Annotated in this window: 23 protein-coding genes; 17 read left to right on the forward strand and 6 right to left on the reverse strand. The window is 53.0% G+C overall.

Annotation, left to right across the window (positions count from 1 at the left end; genetic code table 11):
- Positions 1-77: 77 nt before the first annotated feature.
- Together MK323_06520 and MK323_06525 are read left to right on the forward strand one after the other, a co-directional pair.
- Positions 78-548 (forward strand): CoA-binding protein, encoded by a 471-nt coding sequence (locus MK323_06520; GenBank protein ID MCH2481812.1) that lies wholly within the window; start codon positions 78-80, stop codon positions 546-548.
- Positions 549-557: 9 nt separating this feature from the next.
- The gene (locus MK323_06525; GenBank protein ID MCH2481813.1) at positions 558-1,844 is read left to right on the forward strand and encodes an O-acetylhomoserine aminocarboxypropyltransferase/cysteine synthase; all 1,287 of its coding nucleotides are present in this window, start codon (positions 558-560) and stop codon (positions 1,842-1,844) included.
- A gap of 108 nt (positions 1,845-1,952) precedes the next feature.
- Here MK323_06525 and MK323_06530 read toward each other — a convergent pair whose 3' ends face one another.
- A complete protein-coding gene (locus MK323_06530; protein MCH2481814.1) occupies positions 1,953-2,321 on the reverse strand; it encodes an HIT domain-containing protein in 369 nt (122 codons plus the stop codon).
- Positions 2,322-2,472: 151 nt separating this feature from the next.
- Between MK323_06530 and MK323_06535 the strand changes: the two genes are divergently transcribed.
- The 5 genes from MK323_06535 to gshB all read left to right on the forward strand — a co-directional run bounded on the left by MK323_06535 (position 2,473) and on the right by gshB (position 7,683).
- Positions 2,473-3,462: an acryloyl-CoA reductase gene (locus tag MK323_06535; protein MCH2481815.1), complete on the forward strand. Its 990-nt coding sequence runs from the start codon at positions 2,473-2,475 to the stop codon at positions 3,460-3,462.
- A 139-nt stretch (positions 3,463-3,601) separates the two neighbouring features.
- Complete coding sequence (locus MK323_06540) at positions 3,602-4,432, forward strand: ATPase (protein ID MCH2481816.1); 831 nt, start codon at positions 3,602-3,604, stop codon at positions 4,430-4,432.
- 3 nt (positions 4,433-4,435) lie between these two features.
- Positions 4,436-5,506, forward strand: a complete 1,071-nt coding sequence (locus MK323_06545; protein MCH2481817.1) for a homoserine O-succinyltransferase — start codon at positions 4,436-4,438, stop codon at positions 5,504-5,506.
- A gap of 188 nt (positions 5,507-5,694) precedes the next feature.
- Positions 5,695-6,726: a betaine--homocysteine S-methyltransferase gene (bmt, locus tag MK323_06550; GenBank protein ID MCH2481818.1), complete on the forward strand. Its 1,032-nt coding sequence runs from the start codon at positions 5,695-5,697 to the stop codon at positions 6,724-6,726.
- A 51-nt stretch (positions 6,727-6,777) separates the two neighbouring features.
- Complete coding sequence (gene gshB / locus MK323_06555) at positions 6,778-7,683, forward strand: glutathione synthase (protein ID MCH2481819.1); 906 nt, start codon at positions 6,778-6,780, stop codon at positions 7,681-7,683.
- 61 nt (positions 7,684-7,744) lie between these two features.
- Here gshB and MK323_06560 read toward each other — a convergent pair whose 3' ends face one another.
- Positions 7,745-8,179 carry an RDD family protein gene (locus MK323_06560; GenBank protein MCH2481820.1) on the reverse strand — a complete coding sequence of 145 codons (435 nt, stop codon included), beginning with the start codon at positions 8,177-8,179 and terminating at the stop codon, positions 7,745-7,747.
- A gap of 688 nt (positions 8,180-8,867) precedes the next feature.
- On the reverse strand, positions 8,868-9,398 hold the full coding sequence (locus MK323_06565; GenBank protein MCH2481821.1) for a 2OG-Fe(II) oxygenase family protein: 531 nt from the start codon (positions 9,396-9,398) through the stop codon (positions 8,868-8,870).
- A gap of 265 nt (positions 9,399-9,663) precedes the next feature.
- On the opposite strand from MK323_06565, the gene MK323_06570 reads away from it, so the two are divergent.
- From MK323_06570 to MK323_06600, 7 genes are all read left to right on the forward strand, one after another.
- A complete protein-coding gene (locus MK323_06570; protein ID MCH2481822.1) occupies positions 9,664-12,123 on the forward strand; it encodes an FAD-dependent oxidoreductase in 2,460 nt (819 codons plus the stop codon).
- Positions 12,124-12,191: 68 nt separating this feature from the next.
- A complete protein-coding gene (locus MK323_06575; protein MCH2481823.1) occupies positions 12,192-13,724 on the forward strand; it encodes a M81 family metallopeptidase in 1,533 nt (510 codons plus the stop codon).
- A gap of 123 nt (positions 13,725-13,847) precedes the next feature.
- A complete protein-coding gene (locus MK323_06580; protein ID MCH2481824.1) occupies positions 13,848-15,464 on the forward strand; it encodes an ABC transporter substrate-binding protein in 1,617 nt (538 codons plus the stop codon).
- Positions 15,465-15,538: 74 nt separating this feature from the next.
- Complete coding sequence (locus MK323_06585; GenBank protein MCH2481825.1) at positions 15,539-16,516, forward strand: ABC transporter permease; 978 nt, start codon at positions 15,539-15,541, stop codon at positions 16,514-16,516.
- Positions 16,513-17,445, forward strand: a complete 933-nt coding sequence (locus MK323_06590) for an ABC transporter permease (GenBank protein MCH2481826.1) — start codon at positions 16,513-16,515, stop codon at positions 17,443-17,445. The genes MK323_06585 and MK323_06590 overlap by 4 nt, the downstream gene beginning before the upstream one ends.
- A 12-nt stretch (positions 17,446-17,457) precedes the next feature.
- Positions 17,458-18,480, forward strand: a complete 1,023-nt coding sequence (locus MK323_06595) for an ABC transporter ATP-binding protein (protein MCH2481827.1) — start codon at positions 17,458-17,460, stop codon at positions 18,478-18,480.
- Positions 18,477-19,505, forward strand: coding sequence for an ATP-binding cassette domain-containing protein (locus MK323_06600; GenBank protein MCH2481828.1), 1,029 nt, complete (start codon positions 18,477-18,479; stop codon positions 19,503-19,505). The genes MK323_06595 and MK323_06600 overlap by 4 nt, the downstream gene beginning before the upstream one ends.
- Before the next feature lie 50 nt (positions 19,506-19,555).
- Here the strand turns inward: MK323_06600 and MK323_06605 are convergent, their stop codons facing one another.
- The 3 genes from MK323_06605 to MK323_06615 all read right to left on the reverse strand — a co-directional run bounded on the left by MK323_06605 (position 19,556) and on the right by MK323_06615 (position 22,800).
- On the reverse strand, positions 19,556-20,542 hold the full coding sequence (locus MK323_06605; GenBank protein MCH2481829.1) for a succinylglutamate desuccinylase/aspartoacylase family protein: 987 nt from the start codon (positions 20,540-20,542) through the stop codon (positions 19,556-19,558).
- A 29-nt stretch (positions 20,543-20,571) separates the two neighbouring features.
- Positions 20,572-21,624, reverse strand: a complete 1,053-nt coding sequence (locus tag MK323_06610) for an AbrB family transcriptional regulator (GenBank protein MCH2481830.1) — start codon at positions 21,622-21,624, stop codon at positions 20,572-20,574.
- Between the two features lie 132 nt (positions 21,625-21,756).
- Complete coding sequence (locus tag MK323_06615) at positions 21,757-22,800, reverse strand: NAD(P)/FAD-dependent oxidoreductase (protein ID MCH2481831.1); 1,044 nt, start codon at positions 22,798-22,800, stop codon at positions 21,757-21,759.
- Positions 22,801-22,989: 189 nt separating this feature from the next.
- On the opposite strand from MK323_06615, the gene MK323_06620 reads away from it, so the two are divergent.
- The 3 genes from MK323_06620 to MK323_06630 all read left to right on the forward strand — a co-directional run bounded on the left by MK323_06620 (position 22,990) and on the right by MK323_06630 (position 26,839).
- Complete coding sequence (locus tag MK323_06620; GenBank protein ID MCH2481832.1) at positions 22,990-25,038, forward strand: FAD-dependent oxidoreductase; 2,049 nt, start codon at positions 22,990-22,992, stop codon at positions 25,036-25,038.
- Positions 25,039-25,047: 9 nt separating this feature from the next.
- Entirely contained in the window at positions 25,048-25,812 is a 765-nt protein-coding gene (locus MK323_06625; GenBank protein ID MCH2481833.1) for an SDR family oxidoreductase, read from the forward strand.
- Positions 25,813-25,918: 106 nt separating this feature from the next.
- Positions 25,919-26,839, forward strand: a complete 921-nt coding sequence (locus tag MK323_06630; protein ID MCH2481834.1) for a DMT family transporter — start codon at positions 25,919-25,921, stop codon at positions 26,837-26,839.
- Positions 26,840-26,889: the final 50 nt, after the last annotated feature.

A 26,889-nucleotide genomic window follows, 5' to 3' on the forward strand; every position in this document is an offset into this window, starting at 1 on the left:
GGTAAAATCCTCGACTAAGAATACCGTCTTCTACCCTGATGGCCGGGGAGTGCCGGTAACGTGACTGGTGAAACATAATGACGGATATCAGCGATCTTCGAAGAATTCTCAATCAGAACACGGCGATTGCCGTGGTCGGTCTGTCAGCAAACTGGTGGAGACCGAGTTTTTTTGCTGCCAAGTATCTGCAGGATCATGGTTACCGGATCATACCGGTTAATCCGAACTATAAAGAGATACTGGGACAAAAATGCTACCCAGCACTCGAGGATATACCGGACCCCGTCGATGTTGTCGACGTTTTCCAGCGGTCCGACGTTACCCCACCACTGGCCACAAGTGCTGTCGCGATTGGCGCCAAGGTTTTCTGGCTTCAGTTAGGTGTTGTGAACGAAGAAGCTGCATCTATTGCGAGAGACAGCGGTCTGGAAGTGGTCATGGATCGGTGCATGAAGATAGAGCATGCCCGCCTGATGGGCGGGCTGAATCTTTTTGGTATCACGACTGGCATTATTTCAAGCAAGCGCCCGCGTTGGTTGGTGTACTGAGGCAAAGCAATGGCTGATCGGGAATTTGGGTTCGAGACGTTGTGCCTGCATGCGGGTCAGTTGCCGGACAGCGCGACAGGTTCAAGGGCGGTGCCCATCTACCAGACGACGTCGTATGTTTTTGACGATACTGATCATGCTGCGAGCCTGTTCAATCTACAGACGTTCGGCAATGTTTATTCTCGGATGATGAATCCGACCAGTGCCGTACTCGAGGAGCGCCTGGCTACACTAGAAGGTGGTCGCGCCGGTGTGGTCGTAGGGTCCGGTATGGCTGCTCAGATGGTGGCGCTGTTGACACTGCTCGAGGCCGGGGACGAACTGGTGTCTTCGAGTACCCTGTATGGGGGCACGTACGCGCAGTTTGACTATACGTTTCGCCGGATGGGCATTAATACGCATTTTGTTGACCCCGATGATCCGCAGAATTTTGCGAAGGCCATTACCTCCAAGACTAAGGCAGTTTATGCTGAGACCATTGGAAATCCGCTGAACAATGTGCTCGATATCAGCGCAGTGGCTGCTGTCGCACACGATGCGGGATTGCCGCTGGTCATCGATAGCACTTTTGCCACGCCTTACCTGTGTCGGCCGTTCGAGCACGGCGCAGATATCGTGGTGCACTCCGTGACCAAGTGGATCGGTGGTCACGGTACGTCTATTGGCGGAGCCCTAATCGAATCCGGAAAATTCCCGTGGGATAACGGTAACTTTCCCGGAATGACAGAACCTTCCAAGGGTTATCATGGCATCCGCTTCTACGAAACCTTTGGTGATTTTGGCTTTACCATGAAAGCAAGAATGGAGACATTGCGCACCCTGGGGCCAACTCTGAGTCCGTTTAATTCTTTCTTGTTTCTACAGGGGCTTGAGACCCTGCCTTTGCGGATGGACCGGCATTGTGCCAATGCGCTGGCGGTAGCCGAGTATCTGCAGAGCCACTCTGCAGTTGCCTGGGTAAAGTATGCCGGCCTGAAAGAGAGCCCCTATCATGAGCTTGCAAAGACCTATCTGCCTAAAGGGCCCGGCAGTCTGCTTGCCTTCGGTATCCACGGGGGACAGGAGGCCGGGATAAAGTTCATCGAGGGTGTAGAGTTTCTGAGTCACCTGGCCAATGTGGGTGATGCAAAAACACTGGTGATTCATCCTGCATCCACCACCCATCGCCAACTGACCGAAGAGGAGCAGATCACAGCGGGTGTGAGCTCCGACATGATTCGCCTGTCGGTTGGCCTGGAAACGCTTGACGATATCCTGTGGGATATAGACCAGGCCTTAATAAAATCCCAGAGCTGAAGTCACTCGCTTAGATGTTCCTGCGCTTGGTTTGACTGCGGGATTGCAGTCCGTCGAGCAAACTAGGGTTGTTCTGAAGCTTAAGTTGCAGGGTATTCTGTTTGTGGGCTACGTCGGATTGCGGGTTCGCTGTGACAGCATGCGACCCAGTGGGGCACCACCCACCAGGTGCATGTGCAGATGCAGAACCTCCTGGTTGGCATGGTCACCACAGTTCACCAGCAAGCGGTAGCCATCGTCGGCGACACCTTCGCTCCGGGCGAGATCTCTGGCAACGACAAACATATGTCCCAGCGTCGCTTCATCAGATTCGGTGACGTCGTTAACGGTCGGTATGATCTTGTTTGGAATGATCAGAATGTGTGTGGGTGCCTGCGGATGGATGTCCCGAAAAGCCGTTACACGGTCATCCTGGAAAACGATGTCAGCAGGTAGTTCCCCTTTCGCAATTCGGCTGAAAAGAGTGTCTTTGGTCATGTTCTGTAGATTCCTCGACGCGGTTGATGTGGTCAAAATAGAATGAATGCTGGTTTATGGTCTGAACTTATATGGCCGGCCCATGTTCGAAAACGTATTCGATCCCAGTTAAACTTCGATCCAGGTAAATCAACAAACAGCGGAGAATACTATGTCCTTTAAGGCGTTCAGGATACACCAGGAGGGGAAAGATGTTCGGGTCGGGTTCGAACAACTCGAGATAGATGACCTGACTGAAGGTAATGTGGTCATTAAGGTTCACTATTCAGACATCAATTATAAAGATGCGCTCGCAGCCACCGGAACAGCTCGAATACTGCGGGCAGACGCTCTCAACGGGGGCATCGATCTAGCCGGCGTCGTGACGAGTTCTGAAAGCGATCGCTTCAGCGTAGGCGACCAGGTGCTGGTGTGTGGTGCCCTGTTGTCGGAGACAGTCGATGGAGGTTATTCAGAGTACGCCCGTATACCCTCAGACAGTATCGTCCCGCTTCCAGACGGGCTGACACTCCATGAATCGATGGCCCTGGGGACAGCGGGTTTTACGGCGGCGCTGGCCATAATTCGTCTTGAAGAAAACGGACAGGATCCCGCTAATGGGGCCATGATTGTGACCGGTGCTACCGGAGGTGTGGGCAGTATTGCCATTGAAATGCTGGCCAGCAAGGGATATGACGTGGTCGCCCTGACCGGTAAATCCGACCAGCACGACTATTTGCGCGAGCTGGGTGCCAGTGATTTTGTTGACCGTGGTTCACTGGAGATGGGGAGCCGACCTCTGGAAAAAGCTTTGTGGGGAGGTGCTGTAGATAATGTTGGAGGAGAAGTCCTGGGCTGGCTGACGCGGACCGTGAAGCCGTGGGGGAGCATTGCTTCAATCGGTAATGTCGGAGGAATCAAACTGGAGACAACTGTGCTTCCTATGATATTGCGAGGTGTTTCCCTACTGGGTATAAACTCGATCGAAATGTCGAACGAATTGCGCAATCGGGCGTGGAGTCGGTTAGCTACCGACCTCAAGCCGGCACACCTTGACATGATCTCGGGCCGGACTATCGATTTTGACATGCTGCCAGAGGCGTTCAGCCCCTATATCGATGGTCGCGTTACGGGTAGAACAGTGGTGCGAATCAGCGACTAGACGGTCCTGAACTGTTCACCCGTGGGCAGACAAGGACATTGACAGTACTTCAAAGGCGGTCCTGCTCCCATCGGGCTGTGGGTTCGTGGGATAAATGGTTTCAGTAAGGAGATAGAGTGTGGTACAGATCAAACGGCACATGAGCGCAACGGCGTTTAAGGCATGGCCTTCCAAGGCCATCACATTGTTGGGGATGTCGGGGTCGGGTAAAACCACACTCGCGAGTAAGCTGCCTCGAGATACCTGGTTCCATTATTCAGGAGATTACCGAATCGGCACCCGTTATCTGGATGAGCCTATTTTGGACAACATCAAGCGGGAGGCGATGAAAGTGCCGTTTCTGGCAGACTTGCTGCGTTCGGATTCAATTTATATCTGCCACAACATTACGATCAATAACCTCACGCCGGTCGCCAGCTTTCTCGGTATGATCGGTGATCCAGAATTGGGCGGATTGTCTGTGACCGAGTTTAAGCGACGTCAGGTACTCCACCGGTCAGCCGAAATTGCAGCGATGTACGATGTACGTGACTTCATCCAAAAGTCATCTCAGACCTATGGCTATCCGCATTTCATCAATGATGCCGGTGGCAGTCTGTGTGAACTCGATGAGCCTGATGTGATCCGCCAGTTGGCTGAAGAGACGTTGATCTTGTATCTAAAGCCCTCTGTGGCATTACTCAATCAGATTGTTGAGCGGTCACTGATGGCCCCGAAGCCGATGTATTACCAGGAAAGATTTTTGGATCATGTCCTGCCGTTGTACCTGGCTGAAAACAGTCTCGATGGACCGGAACAGATTGACCCTGGAAATTATTTCCGCTGGATGTTCCCACTGCTAGTAGAGCATCGACTGCCGTTGTACGAGGCTATTGCGCAAGAATACGGCGTAGTGGTCGAGGCGGATCGGGTTGATGATATCAAGGGTGAGGATGACTTTCTCGAACTCGTTGCCAATGGCCGTGGTTGAATAATGCCATTAGTTGCGAATACACAACTGCCCAGTTTCAGTCGGTACCGCGCCGAAGGCGGAGAGGTACTGACGCCGCGTCGAGCTCAGGAACAGTCGATACGCGAACTGCATATCGGTCTTTTCAACATGATGCCGGACGCTGCCCTGGAGCCTACGGAACGGCAGTTTCTTCGGCTTGTAGGCGGCTGTAACCGCATCGCCCAGTTTTATATTTATCCGTTTACCGCCCGCACAATCCCCCGTGGAGACAAGGCCAGACGACACATCGATCAGTACTATTTTCAGACAGAAGATATCGAAGCGTCAGGTCTGGATGCGCTGATTCTCAGTGGTGCAAATCCAGTCTATCCCAGGCTGGTTGACGAGGCATTTTGGGAGCCACTGTGTAGTCTGCTCGACTGGGCCAGAATAAATGTCACGTCCACACTGTGTGCCTGCCTGGCGACCCATGCAGCACTATTGCATTTTCATGGCATTGAGCGTCAGCCGCTGCCGGCAAAACGCTGGGGTGTATTCAGTCACCAGACAAAACCTGGTCATCCACTGGTACAGGGGGCCAATACCCGCTTCGATGTACCCCACTCGCGCTGGAACGAAATTTATCCGGAGCAGATGAACTCGGCCAACCTCAAAATCCTGATGGAAAGTGGCGAGGCCGGTGTCCATCTGGCAACCAGCGAAGATGGTTTCAGGTTTGTCTATTTCCAGGGGCATCCAGAATATGACCATAACAGCCTGCTCAAGGAGTATAAACGCGAAGTCGTCCGTTATCTGATTGGTGAAATCAAAGATTACCCGTCTTACCCGGACAGCTATTTTCTGGAAGACGCAAAAAAAGTTCTACAACGTTTTCAGGACAAAGCAATGAAGTCCTCCGACAAACCGAGTTTAGTAGATCAGTTTCCTGAGACAGATATCCAGGTTCATAACACTTGGGGAGACACGGGGAAGGTGGTTGTCAATAACTGGCTGGGAACTGTTTACCAGATCACTCATCAGGAGCGCAGGAAACCTTTTATGGATGGCGTTGATCCGGCCAATCCGCTGGCTTACCTGACCGGCTACAGATAACCTGAAGGAATTGACACACCGGGCTGAGGGCGTTAGCCTAGTTGATCTAAGGCGCCGATTTGATGGTCAGCTTGCGGGCGCTCAATAAATTTGCTAAAGCGAGAGTGTTGTCACAAACCCGCTCTAGCAACAGCCGGCGCGGGCTTTTTTATGTCTGCTGCGCGCTTTAACGACAAAGGTATTAATCCGTGACCCAGATCCAACAGCTTCTTCAGCAGCAAGACTGGTTGCTCGCCGACGGTGCAACCGGAACCAATTATTTTGATATGGGACTTGAGTCCGGTGATGCACCGGAGTTGTGGAACACAGATCATGTTGACCGAGTTGCAGATCTGCACCGAAGGTTTATCAGCGCCGGGGCTGACATTGTTCTAACAAACAGTTTTGGCGCTACTCGTTATCGTCTCCAGTTGCACGGCGCACAAGATCGTGTCACTGAACTGAATGATGCCGCTGCAGCGATTGCACGCGAGGAAGCGGACCGGGCAGACCATCCGGTTGTGGTCGCTGGCTCGATCGGACCCACCGGCGAAATTCTCCAGCCGGTTGGCAATCTTTCACTCGAAGATGCCACCGAAGCATTTACAGAGCAGGCACAAGCACTGGCATCTGGAGGTGTCGATGTGCTCTGGCTCGAGACGCTGTCCTCCAAAGAGGAAATGCGTGCCGCAGGGCAGGGAGCAGCAACGACCGGACTGCCGGTTGTAGCAACCATGACATTCGATACCAATGGCAGCACCATGATGGGGGTTTCGCCGATGGAACTTGTTGGTCTTTATCGCGAAATGGTACCCCGACTGGTGGCGTTTGGCGCAAACTGCGGTATCGGGGCTGCTGATCTATTGGGTGCATTACTGGCAATGGTCAAACAGCTCGATGAAAGAGACATCCTGGTGGCGAAGTCAAACTGTGGAATACCGGCATACGTTGATGGTCGAATCCAGTACAGTGGAACTCCCGAGTTGATGGCTGAATATGCACGCCTGTCGTTGAACGCAGGCGCGCGAATTATTGGCGGCTGTTGTGGTACAACACCGGATCACCTGAAGGCCATGCGACTCGCGCTTGAAAGCCACCAGAAAAGCGATGTGCCGGATATCGATACTGTGGTGGGGGAGCTCGGGCCTATAACCGAGGGCACACGGGCGCGTTGTTTAGATATGCACGACAGGCCCGAAACGGGGCGGGTACGTAAGGGAAGACGCCGCCGGGACCGCTAGCCGATCGACAGTTAAAGCGGTTATGCTTGTCTTATGAAGCATGCTTTTATCATGGATCCGCTGGAGAGGGTCAAGGCCTACAAGGACACCAGTTACTTCTTGATGCTCGCAGCGTGCGAGCGGGGACATCAGGTCTACTATCTTGATGCCGGTGACTTGTACGTAAAAGATTCGTCAGTTATCGCGACAGCGCAGCGGGTTAATGTGCAGGATGACCCACAGGTTCCTTTCCAACCTGAATCAGCAGAACCCGTCCTGCTGGCAGACATGGATGCTGTGTGGATCCGCACCGATCCCCCGGTAGACCGCGCCTATTTTTATATGACAATGCTGCTGGACCTGTTGCCAGCACATGTCAAGGTGGTCAATCGACCGTCGACCATACGTGACTGGAACGAAAAACTTGCCGCACTGCAATATCCGCAGTTCACACCGGCAACCATGGTTGCCAGGCACTCGGCGCAGATCATTGACTTTGTACACCAGCACGGTCGCACCACTTTAAAACCAATTGATGGTCATGGAGGTGCGGGCATCATTTTTGTGGATGCCGAACAGGCTGATCTCGAGTCTCAGATCAGACTCGTAACCCATGGTGATTCTCACTGGGTGATTGTTCAGCAGTATCTTGATGCAGCGAAGGAGGGGGATAAGCGAATTCTGCTGCTGAACGGTGAGCCCCTGGGTGCAATTCTTCGCCTGCACGCTGAGGGGGTGGAACTGAATAATCTGGATCAGGGTGGCGAGGCACTGGCCAGCAAACTCCTTGACCGTGACCGGGAGATTTGTGCCGGGTTAAAGGCAGATCTTGTTTCGCGGGGTGTGGTTTTTGCAGGAATTGATGTGATCGGCGGCATGCTGATCGAAATCAACATCACCAGTCCGACCGGACTTCAGGAGATGAGTCGACACGACAATCGAAGTTACCACAAAGAAATTATGGCAAGTCTGGAATAAACCCGCGGTCAGATTGAATCGTATTTAAAAACTGCCGGTAGTTACAGCTGTCTGGTACCAATCAGGAACGCCGTGGGAGTACAACCACGACACTCTTGGATAGCCGATCATGCCAGGCTCGATTTTGTGGGTCGATGGCAACCCAGAAAAACCCAAGTCCCAGTGCCAGCCAGGACAACAGTGCGCTCAAGAAGCGGACAACTGCAGTTGACCATGTCAGGTTTTGACCGTCGATACGATACAGTTGAAGTCGCCAGGCCCGCATGCCGAGTGTCTGGCCACCATGCGTCCAGAACCAGCCGAAAAATAGGAAACAGACCACGACCAGGTAAATCTGAATGAGAGCCCGTACCCCGGCAGATGCATCTGCCGCGGACTGAAAAAAAGGCAGTGGAATAGCAGCAACAATCATAACGCCTGCAAGCAGGAACCCGTCGTACAGCATGGCACCGAGACGCCTGAGCAGACCGGCATGACGCCTACAATCAGAATTCACAGGCTGCTCACAGACTTATACACAGGTTTCCCACAGGCAGAAACAGGCTTGATTGGCGCCCCCGGCAAGATTCGAACTTGCGACCTATCGCTTCTTACCACTGCAATTTTCATTGCCAGTCACTCACTGTTTGTGGTCTGGACTTTATCTTCACCGCTAGGCTATAGGCCCTTAGGTGCTGCCCGTCAAGTCTCTACACCTTCCCACCCAGTGTGGGCTTGGCTCGGTATTGCCACCACCCGGAGTGCTGAGGGTTCACCGAGTTTGAGCAGATTCACGCAGGGCGTTTCCGACCCTGGTGCCCAGGTTTGACTCAGGAGGCGATTGCTCTATCCTAGCTGAGCTACGGGGGCGCATGGTCACCAAATTATACCAAGTCTCTGGAACCTGATCATGCGAATGAGCCAAGGCAAGAAAGGTTTGAAGATGGAACGAATAATAGGGGTGTCCCGATCGATACCGGGACACCCCTAGTTCAAAGAAACGTCACCGCGGGTTCAAGATTCCTGTTCGTCGGGAAGAACTAGATTAAGAACTGCCGCAATCACGGCGGCCGGTAATAGGCCGGACGTCATCAATATTGGCAAAGTGGTCCCTCCGATGTGTTGCAGAGACTCGGGCACCATTTTTAACCCCATTCCGCTCTCAACAGAGCAGAAGTGAGAAGCACGCAACGTTTTGACGCCACTCACTGGGGCGGTAGATGAGATTCGGATTGACGCAATACAACATTGAAGGATATAGAGATGCGAACATCCTCTGCCAGATTCGGGTGTACCATGTGGTGGAGAAAAGCCGGCCAGATAATGAGCTGACCCGGCTCCGGCTGCACACGAAATTCCGGGTCGACCTGTCCATCGCCCTGTATGGCATTCATATTCGCCTGTGGTCTGGGATCATAGAACGATATTTCACTTGGATTTCTGTCCTGGCGGCCGGGTAGAGTGACCTTTGCGTTGGGGACTTTGATGGAATAAGTCCCGGGGAGCCATGCATGCGGGTGGTTATGCAGATTATGGTAGTCGCCAAAGCGATTAATACTTGGCCAGCCCTGCAGCTGCCAGTCGAGCTGATAATCAATGGACAGATGGCCGATGTAACCCCTGACTGCTTTATTGATGCACTCTCGTAACCAGCTCACAGCGGGATGGGTCGATGCCAGCAGATTCTCTGTCAGGTAGTCTGTGGTGATATTGGGACGTTCCGATTCCAGCCGCATAATCTCTAATTCAAGTGCGTTGTTTGCGGGTTCTGCAGCCGGCAGCTAATCGCGCATGATCAGCGTAGGCCAGAGTTCGAGAAATTCAGGTTTGGATAGCGTTGTAGACACGGCGCAACGTTAACCCGGCAGGGCACCAAATGTCAGCCAGTGTTTCACTGTTATCGAAGCACCCACTAATTAGGTACACTCCAGTTCAGAATTAAAACAGAAATTTTGATCAGCCCCTGCTATCGCAGGTCCTTTTTGGCGAGAGGTAAATACGATGACAGATAATCTGCCTGAGCAGGCGCAGGTCGTAATTGTCGGTGGTGGCGCAGTTGGTTGCTCCGTCGCCTATCACCTGACCAAGATCGGCATCACTGATGTACTTCTGCTGGAGCGGAAACAACTGACTTGCGGGACCACGTGGCATGCTGCAGGTTTGGTCGGTCAACTTCGGGCAACCGCAAACATGACCAAACTCGCCCAGTACAGTGCAGAACTTTTCCTCGAGCTGGAGGAAGAAACGGGCCAGGCCACAGGAATTAAACAGAATGGATCAATTTCTGTCGCCACCGATAGCGAACGGTTAGAAGAGCTTCAGCGGGGCGCATCGATGGCGCGGGTATTCGGGCTTGAGGTCGAAGAAGTTTCAGCCGGGTGGATCTCGGAGAAGTATCCAGTCATGTACACCGCTGACATCGTCGGGGGTGTTTTCCTGCCCTGTGATGGACAGATCAACCCCATCGACGTGACTCAGGCTATGGCCAAGGGGGCACGCAATGGCGGTGCAACGATTCTAGAAAACACGCTTGTTACCGGAGCGACGATCAACAATGGTCGAATCAGCGCCGTACGGACGGCCTCTGGAGAGATCGCCTGTGAGTACCTGGTGATTGCCGGCGGAATGTGGTCACGCGATTTCGGTCGGCAGATCGGGGTCAATATCCCACTCCATGCAGCCGAGCACTTTTATATTGTGACCGAGCCGATCGATCAACTACCCAGTGAACTGCCGGTACTGCGCGAGCCATCGGCCTGTTTTTATGCCAAGGAAGACGCCGGCAAGTTGCTTGTGGGCGCTTTCGAACCGGTAGCCAAGCCCTGGGGCAGTGCTGGAATTCCCCCTGATTTCAGTTTTGATCAACTGCCTGAAGACTTTGATCACTTCGAACCGATGCTTGAAAAAGCGATGCACCGCATTCCGGTACTTAAGACAGCCGGGATTCAGACGATTTTCAACGGCCCGGAGAGCTTTACACCGGACAATCGTTACTATCTGGGCGAGGCGCCTGAAGTTCGGGGTGTGTTTGTGGCTACGGGATTTAACTCGACCGGAATTCAGTCATCCGGCGGCGCCGGCAAGGTCCTGGCCGAATGGATCAGGGACGGACATCCTTCAGTTGACCTGTGGGACGTGGATATCCGCAGGACTCTGTCATTTCAGTCCAACATGCGTTACCTGCACGACCGGACAACTGAATCCCTTGGCCTGTTATACGCGATGCACTGGCCATTTCGACAGCCTGAGACCGCACGTGGTATCCGGCGCTCACCGTTGCATGAGCACTTGGTCAAGGCGAATGCCTGTTTCGGGGAAGCCGGTGGCTGGGAGCGACCCAACTGGTTTGCGCCAGAAGGATTCAAACCTGAGTACGATCATACATATGGCAAACCCGATTGGCTAAATTACTCCGGTAATGAACATCAGGTTGTTCGAGAAAATGTCGGACTGTTGGACATCTCTACGTTCTCCAAGTTTCTCCTTAAGGGGCGAGATGCCGAAAAAATTATCAATTACATCTCTACAAACAACATGGCTGTTGCGCCTGGGCGAATTGTCTATACCCAATGGCTAAATGAACAAGGCGGAATATCAGCTGACCTCACCGTGACCCGATTGGCCGAAGATGCCTACCTCGTAATGACGGCATTCTCCAGCCATACCCGGGACTATAACTGGCTGCAGCGACATATCCCGTCAGATGCACATGCTGTGCTGACCGATGTAACATCGGCCTACGCAGGAATTAACGTCCAGGGGCCGAATTCACGGGCGCTGCTGAAACAGGTGAGTCCGGATGATTTTTCAAATAGCGTATTTCCGTTTGGAAGTTCGAAAGAAATCCAACTGGGTTACGCGACCATTCGGGCGTCGCGCATCTCTTATGTTGGTGAGCTGGGCTGGGAGCTGCTGATTCCGAGTGATATGGCTGCACATGTCTATGAAACGTTGGTTGAGGCTGGCCGGGATCTGGAACTTGCCAACGTCGGCATGCATGCGATGAATTCTCTTCGCATCGAAAAGGCCTACCGCCACTGGGGTCATGATATCGCTGATGAGGATACGCCCATAGAGGCCGGACTGGAATTTGCTGTCCGCTTTGACAAACCAGGCGGATTTATAGGCCGCGAAGCTTTACTTAAACAAAAAAAGAGCGGTTGTGTTGCAAAACGTATGGTGCAGTTCTTGATGGAAGATCCCGAGGTGATGCTGTACCACAACGAGCCCATCATCCGTGACGGCACAATCTCCGGCTACATTACCAGTGGTATGTACGGACATACGCTTGGAGGGAGTGTGGGTATGGGTTACGTCAACAATCCAATAGACCAAGGTGGTGTTGACTCGGAATTTGTGAACAGCGGCAGCTATGAGGTTGAAGTGGCATGTAAGCGTTACCCCGCTCAAGCGTCACTGGAGCCGCTATACGACCCCGGCAACGAGCGCATCAAGTCGTAGCGCTACCGACTTCCAAGATCTGTTTTGTCATGTAAGGGTTTGACTCGTATGAGGCTGAGGAAGTATCTATGAAGAAGGTTGCCATCTGTGGTTTTAACCTTGAGTCAAACCGGTTTGCACCCTCGTGTAAGCGCAAAGACTTTGAAGAGCATATGTACTTCCGCGGCGAGGAAATCAGTCGTCAGGCGCGGATCGACCGACCCAGTATTCACCTTGGGGTGTGCGGTTTTTACAAGGTTATGGACGACGCCTTCGGTGGTTCCAGTGGCTGGGAGGCCTGTCCAGCAGTGCTGATCGGTTCTACACCGGCCGGTCCAGTGGAAAAGAGTTTCTTTGACGAATTTTTGAGTGAGTTGCACCGCGACCTTAAAGCGATCGGTCCTGTGGATGGGGTCTATATCTGCCAGCATGGAGGCGCTATCGCCACTCATTCTCATGATCCCGATGGAGAGGTATTCAGCACGGTCCGTGATATCGTTGGTCCGTCGGTGCCCGTTATTGCAACACTCGACCTGCATGCCAATGTCTCTGAGGAGATGATGCAGGCGACGGATATCCTGATCGGCTACAGAACCAACCCGCACGTTGATCTCTACCAGCGTGGTGAAGAGGCGGCGCGCTCAATGCTCGAGATGTTCGACGGAGTCCAACCGACAAGTTACCGGATTCGCCTGCCACTGGTCGCTCCATCGGTAACGCAACTCACAGCACCTGGTTACCCTTACGGTGAACTGATCCAACGCGGCCAGACCCACGTTGACGACATCGTTATGAATGTCACCATTCTCGCAGGATTCGCTTTTGCAGACACGCCTAAAAATGGAATGACCATTATCGTAACCACACGAGATGATCTTAAACACGCCAAGGAGTTGGCGACTGAACTGGCGGAGGCAGGGTGGTTGGATCGAGCCCGCTACCGACCATCCATGATTTCGCTGGACGAAGCAATCAGGCTAGCTTGTGACACAATTCAGACCCCTGCGTTGCCGGCGATTCTGTTTGCCGATCCGGCGGATAATCCGGGCGGTGGTGGGCGAGGCAATACGACTACTATTCTGAGCGCATTCCTGGAGGCCGGGATAGATGATTGTGTGCTGGCCGTGTTCTATGATTCCATCGCAGTCAATGCCGCGTTTGTCGCGGGTGAGGGTGCATATTTATCATTAACACTGAACTCGGCCGAGGATAGTCAGTTTTCGGAACCACTCGATGTAACAGCTCGTGTAGAACGTTTGTCCAATGGTCAGTTTGTTGGTGAGTACGGTATGGTTGCCGGCAAGACCGTGGAAACCGGCTGCACGGCCGTACTGGATGTTGGCGGTGTGCGCATCGTCGCTGTTTCACAGCGTCAGCAATGCTTGTCGACGGATTATCTGACTGCTTTCGGCATTGATCCAGCCAGCTGCCGTGTGATTGTGGTCAAGAGTCGGGGCCATTTTCGTGCCGGGTTTGAACATCTGTTTAACCCGGACCAGATTTATGAGGTGGATGTTGCCGGTCTGACGTCACCAAACCTAGCTACGTTCGGCTGGCAATATTTGCCGCGCCCAGTCTTCCCTCTGGACGAACATGCAGCGTGGTCTGTAGATCAAGCTTAATCTTTCCGAAAGTCAGCGGTTTAGGGTAAAACTTTGTTTTCAAGATTGTCTCTAAATCGTGATACATTGATAGCGTTGTTTGATTAACGATAAATCCCCGTTGAGGGTTAAAGGAGGAGAATTATGCGTAAGATCACTCATGTCGGAATTGCAGCACTCACGGCATTCGTTGTTTCAACCAGTGCCATGGCGGAAACGGTAACCATCGGTCTCCGTTCAGAACCATCGTCGATGGATCCCTATTTCCACAACTTAGGCCCCAACAACGCGATGCTAGCGCAGATTTTCGGTAAATTGATTGACTGGGGGCCGGCAATGGACAAGTTAATCCCGCGGCTCGCGACTTCGTGGAAAGCGATCAACGACACGACTTGGGAGTTTAAGTTGCGCCAGGATGTGAAATTCCACGATGGCAGTGACTTTACTGCCGATGACTTCATCTTCTCGTTTAATCGAGCTGATGGCTACACTGGTGGCAACTCGTCATTCCGCACCTACACCAAGGGCAAAACTGTCAAGAAGATCGACGATTACACCATCCACATTGTGACTGACGGGCCGTATCCGTTGATGCCGAACGAGATGACGTCGATCCTCGTCATGTCTAGTGAGGCAAAGGGCTCTGGCGGTGACGAGAATTTTGGCCTCAAGGCCAAGGACTTCAACAAGGGAATAGCCACGATCGGGACTGGCCCATACAAGTTCGTCGAGTGGAAAAAGGGCGACCGGCTGATACTCGAGAAATATGACGGTTACAAGGGTCCGCTGGGGCGGCCTTGGGATAAAATGGTATTCAGGTTCATCAAGTCTGAGCCTGCACGTACCGCGGCACTGCTCGCTGGTGACGTCGATATGATTGACAACGTACCGCTCACCGATATCGCTACCCTTAAGAGTAATCCCAATGTATCTCTGAGTCAGGGAGTGTCGAATCGTGTGATCTACATTCACATGGACCAGTTCAGGGATCAGTCGCCGTTCGTCACAGATAAAAATGGCAATCCAATTGATAAAAATCCGCTGAAAGATGCCCGCGTACGCAAGGCGCTTTCCATGATGATCGATCGTGATGAAATGGTCGACAAGGTGATGGAAGGAGTCGCGTTGAAGGCGGGGCAGTTGCTGCCGGAGGGATTCTTCGCTCGCTCACCGAATTTGAAGCCGGAGCCGTACGATCCTGAAGGGGCCAAGAAACTCCTTGCCGAGGCGGGCTGGGGCGATGGTTTCGGGCTGACCATTCATGGTCCGAACGACCGTTACATCAATGATGCCAAGATCTGTGAGGCGGTAGCCCAGATGTTGACGCGGAACGGCATACCGACCAAGGTCGAGACTATGCCTAAGAACATCTACTTCAAACGGGCCTCCAAGGGTGGTCCAGACAAGACGCCTGAATTCAGCTTTTTCCTGGTCGGATGGGGTTCTGGTACCGGTGAGCCTTCGTCACCGCTGAAATCGCTGCTCACGACTTACGATAAGTCCAAAGGTCACGGGGCGTCGAACCGTGGTCGTCATTCCAACCTAAAGATGGATGCATTGCTGGTCAAGGCGCTATCTACAGTTGACGATGCCGCTCGGGCTAAACTTCTGGCCAAGGCGACCGAAATCGGGATCGGAGAAGACCAGGGGATCATTCCACTGCATTACCAGGTCAACACTTGGGCGACCCGCAAGGGTCTGAAGTACAACGCCCGGGCCGACGAAAGCACTCGTGGTCTCGACCTGGTCAAGTCAAACTGACCAGTTCATAAGATAAAGCGGCCCGCTACGGCGGGCCGCTATTTGCCTATCGCCTTACGACATCGGAGCGGCCGATGACGGCTTTCATTATTCGACGACTGATGCAGGCGGGGGTCGTTGTCGTCCTGATGTCGTTTATCGTCTTTTCAGGTGTTTTCCTTGTTGGTGATCCGGTCGATATCTTAATCAGCGATGAAGCTGACGAGGAAGACCGGGAGCGGGCGATTGCGGCGCTCGGTCTGGATAAACCGTTTCACATCCAGTATCTGCTGTTTCTCCGCAACGCAGCACAGGGAAACCTCGGCGATTCCTTTATCTTTGAAGAACCGGCGTTGCTGCTGATTTTGGAGCGCATGCCGGCGACGTTTGAGCTTGCGCTTTTTGCGCTCCTGCTCGCGGTGGTTGTTGGAATTCCACTCGGGATGCTGGCAGGCCTACGGCCAAACTCGATTACCTCAAAAGCCATCATGACCGGCTCAATTTTGGGTTTCAGTCTGCCCACCTTCTGGGTAGGGATTATGATGATGATGCTTTTTGCGGTCATTTTGGGCTGGTTGCCATCGACCGGCAGAGGGCCGACGACGACCTTTCTTGGTATGGAGGTCAGCTTTACATCCTGGAAGGGCATTCGTCACTTGTTGATGCCCGCAATCAATCTGTCTCTTTTTAAACTGGCTCTGGTCATCCGCCTGACTCGTGCGGGCACCCGTGAAGTGATACATCAGGATTACATCAAGTTCGCCCGGGCTAAGGGCATCAGTAGTTCACGCATCATCCTGGTTCACTTACTGAAAAATATCCTTATCCCGATAGTGACGGTGCTCGGCCTGGAGTTTGGAGGACTGGTGGCGTTCTCGATTGTGACTGAAACAGTGTTTGCGTGGCCGGGAATGGGCAAACTGCTGATCGATTCGATCGGCATGCTGGATCGGCCTGTCATCGTGGCCTATCTGATGATGATTGTATTCTTGTTTGTTGTGATTAACCTCGTGGTGGATATTCTCTATTCGATTCTAGACCCGCGGGTCCGTTTGCAGGAAATGAAAGCATGATCAGTGGTGGGATAACCGATACGGCGCTGGTCGACGCCGAGTCTGTTGGCGACGGCATACAGACGCCGTTTCGAAGTTTTCTGTCTGATTTCTGCGAAAATAAAATCGCAGTGATCAGTTTCGTCGTTGTGGTCGTTGTCATCATGATCGCACTGTTTGCGCCATTCATTTCACCGACCGATCCATACGACCTGGCGATAGTGACTGTTGCGGACAAGGCCCTGTCTCCGGGTATGACTATGTTGTCCGGTCAGGTGGCCTATCTCGGTACCGATGGTTCAGGCCGGGACCTTCTCAGCAGTATCTTTTATGGGCTGCGCATTAGCCTGACTGTTGGTATTGGCAGCGGTGTTATCGCCCTGGCGATTGGCGTTGTGATCGGTCTGAGTGCTGCCTACTTCGGCGGTCGCACTGATGCACTGATCATGCGACTGGTCGACATGCAGCTCAGCTTCCCGGCGATCCTGATTGCGTTAGTACTGCTGGTTACCCTGGGCAAGGGCGTGGACAAGACCCTTATTGCCTTGATCGTGGTCCAGTGGGCCTATTACGCGAGGACCGTGCGCGCCTCAGCGTTGGTTGAGCGAAACAAGGAGTACATAGAATCCGCCCAGTGTCTGGCCTTGTCTAAGTCCCGGATCCTGTTCCGTCACCTGCTTCCAAACGTGGTTGCTCCAATTATTGTGGTCGGGACGATGCAGACCGCACACGCGATCGCGCTTGAAGCAACTCTCTCTTTCCTAGGGCTCGGTATGGAACAGACTGAGCCATCGCTTGGCAGTCTGATTGCCAATGGGTTCGATTACATCCATTCAGGCCATTACTGGATAACCATGTACCCGGGCGTGGCGCTACTTGTCACTATCGTCTCGATAAACTTGGTCGGTGACCAACTCCGCGACGTACTCAACCCACGCCTGCAACGATAGGCTGGTAAGCGTATGAACGCTGACGGTTCCAGACCAACACTTCAGGTCAGCCACCTGCAAACGTCTTTCATGACTAAGGCGGGCGAAGTCAAGGCGGTCGATGACGTCAGCTTTTCGGTGCACCCTGGCCGAGTTTTGGGTCTAGTCGGCGAGTCGGGTTCCGGCAAGACTGTGACAGGGTTTTCAATCATGGGCCTGGTGGATCACCCAGGCCGTATTATCGGTGGCGAAGTCCGCTTTCGGGGAGAAAATGTAGTCGGCGCAACCGAGCAGCGCTGGCAGCAGTTGCGCGGCAACCAGATCGCAATGGTCTTTCAGGACCCGATGATGACGCTCAATCCGGTGCTGCGCATCGACACCCAGATGATCGAAGCGATCCGGGCACACGAGTCACTCAATCGCAATGAGGCGCGCCAGCGTGCACGCGATGCCCTCGGCCAGGTCGGGATTCCATCGCCGGACGAGCGGCTGAAGGCTTACCCGCACCAGTTCTCTGGTGGCATGCGCCAGCGCGTGTCCATCGCTATCGCTCTTTTGAACAAACCGGACCTGATCATTGCGGACGAGCCAACGACAGCGCTAGACGTCACGATCCAGGCCCAGATCCTGCACGAAGTACAAAAGCTCTGCCAGGAAACCGGGACGGCGCTGATTTGGATTACGCACGACCTCTCGGTTATTGCGGGTCTTGCAGATGATGTAGCCGTGATGTATGCCGGCCGGATCGTCGAATACGGTGAGGTAGACAATGTGCTGGATCGCCCGATGCATCCTTACACCTTCGGGCTGATTGGTTCAGTGCCATCCCGCAACCGGCGAGGTGCGCCGCTTCATCAGATTCCGGGAATGACACCATCTCTGCTGAACTTGCCGCGGGGTTGTGCCTTTAGGACTCGCTGCCCGCAGGCAGTCGACCTTTGTGGTACAGCACCCGAAGTCTCCGAACCGCGAGGTAGTGGCAGGCTGATACGATGTCATTCGCCAATGTCGCCTGCCGGATTGACGACTGAATTACCCGGAATTTCTGCCTCATGACCGATGCCCATCCGAACCACAAAACACCGATCGTTGAGTTACGGAACATTTCAAAACGCTTTGTCAAACGGCTTGATTTTGCCGGGCGTCTGGCACAGAAGCTCGGTGCCAATGTTCAAGAAGAGGTGGTGCATGCGGTAGACAGTGTGTCACTGTCGATCTTTGAAGGTGAAGTTGTTGGACTCGTCGGTGAATCCGGATGTGGAAAGTCGACCTTGGGCCGCATCGTTGCAGGTGTATACCAGCCGTCGAACGGACAGGTGTATTTTCGTGGCAAACCTATGGCGGAGATGTCGGGTACTGTCGCCCGTGATACCGCACTTAGCATACAGATGATCTTTCAGGATCCAATGAGTTCGCTTAATCCGCGTCTGCGCGTTATCGATATTGTTGGTGAAGCGCCCATGGTTCACGGGGTCGTTGACCGACGCGACGTTGAAGCGCATGTCATTCAGGCCATGTTGCGGGTAGGGCTAGATCCAGACTTCATTCGCCGGTATCCACACCAGTTTTCAGGTGGCCAGCGGCAACGGATTGGTATTGCTCGAGCCCTCGCAGTAAATCCGGAGTTCCTTGTCTGTGACGAATCGGTTGCGGCGCTAGATGTATCGATTCAAGCCCAAGTCTTAAATCTGTTTATGAATCTTCGCAAGGAACTTAATCTGACCTACCTTTTTATCAGTCATGATCTCGGTGTGGTCGAGCACCTCAGTGATCGTGTTGTGATCATGTATCTTGGTCGGGTGGTCGAGGTAGCAACGACCGAGGCGTTATTCACATCGCCAAAGCACCCTTACACACAAGCGTTACTTGCCGAGGTCCCCAAGATAGATTCGCGACGTCGTCGATTCGAACCGGTTCAGGGTGAGATTCCGTCTCCCCTGGATCCGCCCACGGGCTGTCATTTTCATCCGCGCTGCCCACATGCAATTGAAACATGTACTAGAGAACAGCCTGAGCTACGCAAGACTGTAGGTGGCCGCCTGGTTGCCTGTCATCTGGTTGAATCCACGTCACCGGACTGAACTGGTCGGGCAGTTGATCGTGAGTGTAACAACTCCGGTCTATTGTGCAGTCAGCCGTTCGGTGTAATTGGCTGCGCCAGTCGAACAGCAGTTTTACCTGGGTATAGTCGCCGGGTCGGCATAATCAGGACAGTCGGTTCAAACGGTGCAGTAATCGCACGTGATCCATCGTGCCCAATCAGCGTACCTTTGGCCAAGTGTTCGAAACCGGTCCACTGCTGGTCGAAAACGAAAGCGTTCGTTTCGATCGTCACAACCTTGTCGACCCGATAGAAATTCTGACCTTGAGGACTTGGACAACCTTTTAGTGTTTCTGCACCGAAATCAGGGGCCATGACAGCTGCGGCGTGGAGGAAACGAACCATCACAGCTTTTGCCATTTCCGCTGAAGTCGCTTCCCAGTGCTGGCCACATTCTATGAGGAGCGCATTGCGTGGGCTGTCGGGATCACGGAACGCATTGTAGTCACGCATACGCATGCCTTCATTATGTCCTTTGTCGGTGACCACGGTTGCGGGCAAGCCTACCTGTGTTGCCAGCTCCAGTCCCTTGGCTACCATTCCAGCCATCATCAGTGGAAGGCAGGGTTGTTGCATTGAATGAATGTCAAGCAGCAGGTCAACATTGTCTAGGAATGGTCGGATTTCACGGGCCCGCTGAACTTCACTGGTGACTTTTCGATCGGGATCATCCAGTACACCCGGTCCCCACAAGCGGTTGAAGTCCTCGTCTACCCAACGTGAGCGGTTTGGATGTTCGGGATCGTAGCTAAGGTATGCCTCGACGTTCATGAATCCAATACTCAGTCGGCCGGCTATAGGCTTAACCTTCTGCTGGAGTAGCCAATCAGCTGCGATAGCGCCACAGAGCTCGTTACCGTGCACCACTGTAGATATAAATACATGCGGTCCTGGTTGACCTGAATCGAGGGTGTGTAAATAGTCGATTCCGGAATTCCCGGTTTTATAGGCTGTGATATCAACGGGATCGAGTTCGACCGGCAGATCATTTTCATAGTCCAGAAGCGGATCAGTCATAGTGGAGATTTCCTTCGTTCTACTGGGAGTCAGTTGCGTAGATTACGCAATAATTGAAACAATGCGGGTCCGGCAGCAGCGATCATCGTAATACGAAAAATATGCAGGGTCGCGATGAACGCAGTATCACTATCCATCGAGATTGCAATCAAGCTCATCTCTGCCAGACCACCGGGCGCCAGTGCGAGCAGTAATGCTTCTTCACTGATGTTGAGAACAGGTGCCAACAATTGTGCCAATCCTACTGCTACTGCCAGCATGATAATAGTTGCAACAAACGCGGCTATAGCAGGACGAAACATGCTACGTGGACGCATACCCCGAAACTGTGCACCGATGGCAGAACCAATCACGACTTGGGCGATAGTAACCACGGGAGTTGGCAGTGGTGTGTTTACCAGGTCAAAGTTATAGACAATCGCGGACAGGACCATGGGTATGAGAATTTGGCCGAAAGCGAGGCCAAGTCGGCTCGCCAGCCAGAAGCCAGCTAAACCGCAACCCGAGAGGAGGATGATTTCTTTAAAGTCAGGATACGACGTCTCTGGAGTCGGTAGGACAGACAAACTGGGGACTTCAACACCGACGACAGTAACAAAGTACAGTGGAATTGAAAAAACCACCAGGAATACTCTTGTCGCATGGGCGATTGGAATCAACCGACTGTCTGCACCGGCCTGTTCCCCAGCGATTGCCATGATTCCCAGGCCACCCGGTGTGCTTGAGAAGTAGGCTGTTGTGGCATCCATATAGCCAAGTCTGCGAAATATAAAGACGGCAACGGTGGTGGTCACGATAACGTATACCAGCATCACCAGTAATGCACCGCCCCAGGTAGACAGATTGTCCAAGGCTCCAGCGGTGAAAAAACTGCCCAGGAGAATGCCCAGCACAACAACCATGATATTTCTGAGCGGCATATAGCGTCGAACCGGCACACCGCTAAATGCGCAAGCTGATACAAATATCATGCTCCCCAGCATCCAGGGTAGCGGAAGTCTCCAGTAGTAAAACAATGCGCCGCCTGCCGTGCCAATGACCAGGCTGAGGAGGACGGCCACTGTGGGTTTGGGTTCAGCCACCGCTATGGCGGCTATAGCAGCCGAAACCCAGACTGTAAGCGAAGTGATTGGGTGGGTTTTTCAACAAGTTGGCATAGGACCACTGACCAGTGGTCATCTAAATATCATCCGGTTGTCGTACCACCGTTGGGTTCAATCTGGATTGTCCTGTACACCCAGACGCTTCTGAAGCGCGGAACTGGTTGTGGTGTATTGAAGTTTATGTTTTGTGTCGGGGTCAAGATATTGTTGTATTGCAAAAGCCGCCAAGGCCCCTTCGTGGAAACCGCTCAGGATAAGCTTCTTCTTACCCGGGTAGGTGTTGATGTCACCGATAGCATAGATTCCGGGTATGTTGGTTTGAAACGTTTCTAGACTAACACTGATGTGCTTGCGTTCGATGTCCAGACCCCAGTCAGCGATAGGACCAAGGTCCGGCGACAGGCCATAGAATACTAGAAGTTCATCCAGTTCAATTCGTTGGGGTTCACCATCTCCAAATGGTGCGACGTCGATAGCAGTGATCTTGCCCTGGTCTGACTGATAGCTTGGTATGCGGCCGATCAGGCAGTCCACGGGTTGATTAGGGTCGTCAATTAGTTCATGCATTTTGGCAACCGATGCGGGTGCTGCTCGGAATTCATCTCGGCGATGGACGATAGACACATGCTTTGCAATAGCTGCTAGTTCCAATACCCAGTCCAGAGCTGAGTCCCCACCTCCAACAATGACGACCTTTTTGCCTTTGAAATGGAGCTTGTCTGCCACATGATAATGGAGATTGCTTTGTTCGAATTGATCAATACCGGAAAGCCGTAGCGGCCTGGGTTTAAATGCACCAAGACCTGCAGCGATGACTATAGTTCGGGTCTGGAAATGAATGTTGCCCTCAGTGTGTAACTCAAAAGAGTTGTCTTCCAGTTGCGCCAGTTGAGTGATGCGATGGCCCAGATGGAAAGTTGGATCGAATGGTTTGAGCTGTTCAGCCAGGCGGTCAATCAATTCCTGTGCACCGACGATCGGCAGCGCTGGTATGTCATAGATTGCCTTATCGGGATAGAGCATAGTGCACTGCCCGCCCACAACGGGGAGCGAGTCGACGACTTGAGTATCGATGCCCAGCAACCCGAGTTCAAAGCACTGGAAAAGACCGCTGGGACCCGCGCCGATAATGACGACGTCTGTTTTAATAGTCATGATGGCTGAGTATAACTCTGTGTGTTGGCTGAGCTTCCCGAGGTTGACTGAGTTTTCGACTGGTCGTGGTTTCGTCAACGGGAGATAATCGGACATCAGCCATAGCGTCTTAAGCGATCGGCTGTACTGTTTGGGTTAAGCAGCACCCTGAAACCGGATTGGCTGGCGGTAGATCAGCGGAGATAAATTATGCAGACAGATGAGCTATCCAGTAGCAATGATCCACTGCTGCAGACCTTCACACTCAAGCACTTGACGCTGAAAAACCGCATCATGAGCACCAGTCATGCCTGTGGTCTGGATGAGAACGGTTTCACCGGCGACGCTTACCAGGCCTATCACGAAGAAAAGGCACGTGGCGGTCTGGCGCTGACGATGTTCGGTGGATCAGCATCGGTAGCACCAGATTCGCTCTGGCCCGACGGTCAGGTTAATGTCAGCACCGATGGGATAATTCCACTGTTCGAGCAGTTCACTGCCAAAATCCATCGTCATGGTTGTGCGCTCATGTGTCAGATCAGTCATCTGGGGCGACGAGCGGAATGTTATGCCGGCGAGTGGCTGCCGGCGATTGGCCCATCGCCGATACGCGAGACGCTGCATCGCAGTTTCCCCAAGGCTATGGACCGGCATGACATTGACCGTGTGGTCAAGGCCTATGGGGCGGCTGCCCGCCGCTGTCGGGATGGCGGTCTCGATGGTATCGAAACTCTGGGTTCAGGACATCTTATCGGTCAATTTTTGTCACCCTATACCAACCATCGTAAGGATGAATTCGGTGGTTCTCTGGAGAACCGCTGTCGTTTCGGGTTGATGGTATATGAAGAAATTCGTCGACAGGTCGGCGCTGACTTTGTTGTAGGATTCCGATTTGTCATCGATGAGAAAGGTGGGGATCACCTCGATTTTGAGGACTGCCTCAGGATAGCGGATTTGTTCGAATCGAGCGGATTAATTGATTTTTTCAATGCAATTTACGGTAACGTTGATACGGAGATCGCCCTTGCGGTCGATAATATGCCGGGAATGGCGTCGCCCATCGCACCGTGGTTGAGGCGGGTCGGTGAATTCAAACAACATGTGGGCCTGCCGGTGTTTCACGCGGCTCGAATCACCGATATTGCCACTGCTCGCTATGCGATCACCGAGAACCTGCTGGACATGGTCGCCATGACACGGGCACACATTGCCGACCCTCAAATCGTAAACAAACTCGTGTCCGGGCAGGAAGATCGCATACGTCCCTGTGTCGGTGCGACCCACTGTATGTCTGCTAATCGACCGACATGTCTGCACAACCCGGCAACGGGTCGAGAACTCAAGCTGCCGCAGGTGATCACGCCCTCTGTACAAGGGAACCGTCGTGTTGTTGTGGTCGGTGCGGGGCCAGCCGGTCTTGAAGCTGCGCGGGTATCCGCGGAACGCGGCCACCAGGTCATCCTTTTCGAGGCCTCAAACCAACCCGGTGGCCAGGTGATCATCGCGACCAGTAGCAGTTGGCGTGGCGATCTGGCTGGGGTGATTGATTGGCGGGTTAGTGAAACCGCCCGTTTGGGAGTAGACCTTCGTCTGAACACATTGGCTGGTGTCACAGAGGTGACCGCCGAAAGACCGGATGTGGTCATTATCGCGACCGGCGGTCTGCCAGATATGGGGTTTGTTGAAGGTGGTGAATTGTGCACCTCCAGCTGGGATTTACTCACAGGACAGGTTTCCATCGAAAGCGATGTCATCGTCTATGATGGAACGGGACGGCACGTGGGTCCTTTATGCGCAGACATGATCGCATCGGCAGGCTGTGCCGCTACGCTGGTGGGAATCGACGGCCTGTTGGCGCCAGAATTGGTCTACTCGGAACGCGTGGTGTGGCGCCGACAGATTTTCGAACTGGGTGTAGATACGTTGTTCGACCATCGACTGACTTCAGTATCGCGGGAAGATGAAGGTTTGCGGGTTTGTTTTACCTGCGAGCTTAATGAGAGTGAAACCATACACTATACAGAACAGGTGGTTGTGGAAGTCGGCACGCAGCCTGCCGATGAGCTTTACCAACAATTGCGGCCAGACTCGATTAATGATGGGGTCACAGATATTGATGCACTTTTGTCGGGATCGCCACAGGTGGCTGGTACAACAACCGATACCACGTTCGAACTGCACCGCATCGGTGATGCGGTGGCGAGTCGAAACATCGCTGCTGCCATGCTGGATGCATTACGACTGTGTGCAGTGATGTAAGGTAAACAAATGGAATCGATATTTGACTTAAGTGGCAGGGTTGCACTGGTCACTGGAAGTACTCAGGGACTGGGGTTCGAGATGGCTAAAGGACTGGCCAAAGCAGGGGCCCACGTTCTAGTAAATGGCCGGGACAACGATCACGTAGCAAATGCTGTGTCACTGATCGAGTCCTCCAAAGGCAGTGCGCAGGCATTGGTATTTGACGTGTCAGTCGATTCCGCGCGCGCAGCCGCATTGTCGGAAATTTCCAGTGAATACGGCAGGTTGGATATTTTGATTAACAACGTCGGTATGCGTGACCGTAGGTCTATGGAGGAGATTGATGGTCCTGATTTTCAGGCACTGTTACAGGTTAACCTGACCTCTGCGTTTCTTCTTTGCCGGGAGGTTGTGGGACTGATGCGCGCCCGACAATGGGGACGTATAGTGAATATGAGTGCATTGGGTTCGGCGGTGGGATTGAAACTGAGTCCGTCTTATGCCGCATCCAAGGGTGCGCTTGAGTCATTGACCCGTACGCTTGCTGCTGCACTCGGTCTGGATGGCATTACTGTCAACGCATTAGCCCCCGGATTTTTTGCGACCGAAGCCAATGCGGCCATGGTTGCCGATGAGGATCTTTTTCAGAAACTGGCCAGCCGTACGGCCTTGGGCCGTTGGGGTGAGCCGCACGAGATAGCCGGTGCGGCCGTTTTTCTGTGCTCCGAAGAGGCGGCCTATGTTACAGGTCAGGTGCTGACCGTCGACGGGGGCTGCGTGTCGTATTTCTGACTTTCCGGTTGTTTTCTTTGTTCATGTTACCAATTTCTTGGTCTGGATACAGGTTGATACACAAATATTTGATGACAACCTGCGAATGTGAACTGGTGTTTGTTAATTGACGACAGCTGCCTCCAATCGACTATTCTTCGGAATCATGCTGATGGTGGTGGCTATGTTGGTGCTGCCATTCATGGATGCGACAGTTAAGTTATTGAGTAGCCGATATCCGATACTGCAACTCATCTGGGCGCGATTCTTTTTTCATTTTCTACTTGTCCTGCCATTTGTCGTCATTCGGTATGGCAAGCAGGTAATCCGTGCTGCCCACCCTGTATTGCTGCTCAGTCCTGGACTGTTTCTGCTGGTTGCATCAGGTCTTTTTTTCGCTGCCATTCAGTACATTCCTCTTGCCGATGCGATTGCCATTCTGTTTGTTGATGCTGTAATCGTGGTGGCCTTGTCGCCGTTGGTTTTAGGTGAATACGTGCCAGCCAGACGCTGGATCACCTGTGCCGCCGGTTTCCTCGCAATTCTGATTATCATCAGACCAGGTGGTACAGAGTTTCACTGGGCGAGCCTACTCGCCCTGGCTGCTGCCTTGTTCTGGGCGCTGTATTTTTTGTCAACTCGAGTGATGAGTGTCCAGGTTCCACCGCTTTTGATGTTGGGTTGGCAGTCGGTCAGCGGATTTGTTCTGATGACTGCCGCGTTACCGTTTTATTGGGTTACACCCACCCTCGTCGACGGGATTCTGATGGTGGTTATTGGAGGTATTGGGGCAGTAGGTCATCTGCTGTTCATACGGGCTTCATCACTTGCGCACGCATCATTACTCGCGCCACTTCGCTATCTGGAGATCGTTATGCAGGTTTTGTTGGGCTACTGGCTGTTCGGGGACTTTCCTGACTTGTGGGCCTGGGTCGGGATCGCCTTGATTATTGGCGTTGGTGTTTATCTTGGCCGAACTGAACTGGTGCAGAGTGTACCTGGCAAGCTTCAAGTTAAAGTAGATGACGGCAATCACACAGTTCGGTAAAGTCTCTCCTCCGTGGCAGGCGGGTTTGTTCTAAATAATCTGCCGACTCT

It is taken from the genome of Gammaproteobacteria bacterium (assembly GCA_022450155.1).
Classification (GTDB): Bacteria; Pseudomonadota; Gammaproteobacteria; order Arenicellales; family UBA868; genus REDSEA-S09-B13.